Here is a 1,521-nt window from a genome sequence, read left to right on the forward strand (position 1 = left end):
GGCGCGACCGGGAGGGTGTGACCGCGATGACGTAGCGCGGTTCGTTCGAGGGGGCATCTGATCCGGACGAGAATCCGGGCCACGCGAGCGGCGACCACTCGCGAGCAGAAGAATAATCCATGAAATTCGCGGGCAGCAGGTCCCTCTCGAACTGAGGCGCGGCCCGGCGCAGTCTGGCCGAATCATCGGCGACACAACATGCCTCACCACGCTGTACATGACGACAGGCGTATCCAATTCGAGTTCGCTTTCACCCGGCGTGGCATGCTTTTCTGTCATTGAGACTCCCGCGCGAGGCCGCGGGCCAAGGATCGGCTGTCACTTGAAGGGAGCAACCATGCGAACGTTCGCTCGTAGAATGGCTGCCGCAACCACGGCGGCGATTGTGGTCTTCGCAGCCCTGCTGGTGGGTGGCGGCCCAGCGTCCGCCGACTCGTCCGGCCACTTCGGGCCTTACTCCGTCGTGGACAGCTGGAAGGCCAAGACCGGCGAGACAGTCTACCTTCGTGTGGGCTCATGGGACGGAAATCGCGGCTCGGGGTACACTAAGATCGTCAACTACCACAACCTCACCACCGCCGCGGTCAAGGCCGCGACACTCTACTCCAAGGACATCAAACCTCAAGGCGGAACGACCAAACGGTTCGAGACCCCGGTCGAGCACGTGGAATGCCACGGAGCCTCGATCTTCAGAACCTGCCGGGTCATCGAGGTCATCACGCTCGTCGCCGTCGTGAACTTCCGGCCGCTCGGGGACGGCACCACCTTCGGGGTCGTGACGGCCTTCTGCGACAACCGTCCCCCCAGGTGCCCGGACTGGGTCAAGGACGCCATCAACATCTAACGAAGGTCATCGCGAGGAAACCAGGACATGGCCGAAGAGAGCGAATCCGCGCAGGCGCGCGGCTGGGTTCTGTCAGAACTGGCCGCGCTGCAGCATGCTTTGCTGTCGTCCGATCCCTTCATCGCCTCGGTGGCCTTCACTGACGACACGGTCCTCGTCGTCCTGAGGGGCGCCGAGGACCGGCGTGCCACGCTACCGCTCACGGCGAGTCGCCACGACTGGCATCGCGCGCTCGCGGGGGGCGGCATGCTCGCGGTTCCTCGCGAGGGCCCTGCCACCGGATTTCCACCCGACGAGTCCTCCCCGCCCCGCGCTCAGTACGCGGAGCTGCTGCATGATCTGGGTGAGCAGGCGGCAGGACTCTCCTACCGACACCACCCGCTGACCTATGGCTCGATCACGTTCGACGGGGAGCACGCGGCTGCGGTCGTGGTCCTCGATCGAGCAGGTCAGGCCTTCCGTACGCTCCTCGACTTCGCCAGGTCCTCAGGCCCCGCGGTTGGCATCCCCTACTCCATCGCAGACTGGATAGGGGATGGCCGTGGCACGCTCGCCGCCGACGGAATACGAGAAATGGCCTTGGACGGACCGTAGCCGTCCTTGGGCCCCTATCCGCCACGATGCGGTGGGGCGGGTAGTTCAGATCTTGTAGTGGCGAAGATCTGGCGCGCTACTCA

At 64.9% G+C, this 1,521-nt stretch carries 2 protein-coding genes; both read left to right on the plus strand.

The window, feature by feature from the left end; translation table 11 throughout:
* The first annotated feature begins 358 nt into the window (after positions 1–358).
* Complete coding sequence (locus C1A33_RS24960) at positions 359–844, plus strand: hypothetical protein (RefSeq protein WP_101833846.1); 486 nt, start codon at positions 359–361, stop codon at positions 842–844.
* Between the two features lie 27 nt (positions 845–871).
* A complete protein-coding gene (locus C1A33_RS24965) occupies positions 872–1,438 on the plus strand; it encodes a hypothetical protein (protein WP_101833848.1) in 567 nt (188 codons plus the stop codon).
* Positions 1,439–1,521: the final 83 nt, after the last annotated feature.

The organism is Frankia canadensis, from assembly GCF_900197875.1.
Taxonomy (GTDB): Bacteria; Actinomycetota; Actinomycetes; order Frankiales; family Frankiaceae; genus Frankia; species Frankia canadensis.